The 613-nt window shown below is 75.5% G+C and carries 1 protein-coding gene; it reads right to left on the bottom strand.

The window, feature by feature from the left end:
• Positions 1-613: glycosyltransferase family protein (locus FRW57_RS23800; RefSeq protein ID WP_162529496.1), on the bottom strand; the 613-nt coding region annotated here is incomplete at both ends.

The following is a 613-nucleotide window of genomic DNA, read 5'->3' as shown; positions in this document are numbered from 1 at the left end:
GCGTAGTGCTCGGCCAGGGCGGGGCCGGTCAGGGCACCCGTGAACCGCACCCGCGGACCGAGCCCGGCGGTCGCCACCCGCCGCTCCAGCCGGCCGACGAAGGGCCGGTCGTGGTCCAGGTTGCCCACGAACGTGCAGCCCCAGGCGCTCGAGTCGGTCTGCTCGAGCGCGGCAAGCAGCACGTCCTGACCCTTGTGCGGGGCGACCACTCCGACGCACAGCAGCCGGCCGCCCGAGGCCGTGCCGGCTGCCAGCGGAGAACGGTCGCACCCGGGCTCAGCGACGTGCAGCCGAGCCGGGTCGAGCCCGTGACGGTGCAGGGCACGGTCCCGGGTCCAGCCACTGGTGACCACGACCGCTTCCGCCGCCCGGAGCACGGCGCCCTCCTTCTCGCCGACCGCGGTGGCCGCGGCAGAACGAGCCGGCAGGGCGTCGACCAGAAGCTGGTGCACCAACACCGCGAGCCGCAACCGTTCCGCTTGCGGGAGCAGCACTTCGGGGGTGCAGGAGGCGACCAAGCCGTCCACCAGCACGATGGCCCCGGCGGGCAGACCCGCGACGACCGCACGCAGCGCGGCCAGGTCACCGGGGCGGGGCCGCGCTGCGTGCGGTC

Origin of the sequence: Segeticoccus rhizosphaerae, assembly GCF_009192725.1 — a bacterium.
In the GTDB taxonomy this organism is placed as follows: Bacteria; Actinomycetota; Actinomycetes; order Actinomycetales; family Dermatophilaceae; genus Segeticoccus; species Segeticoccus rhizosphaerae.
The sequence above is the reverse complement of the archived record's forward strand: the minus strand, read 5'-3'. Positions and strand labels throughout refer to the sequence as shown.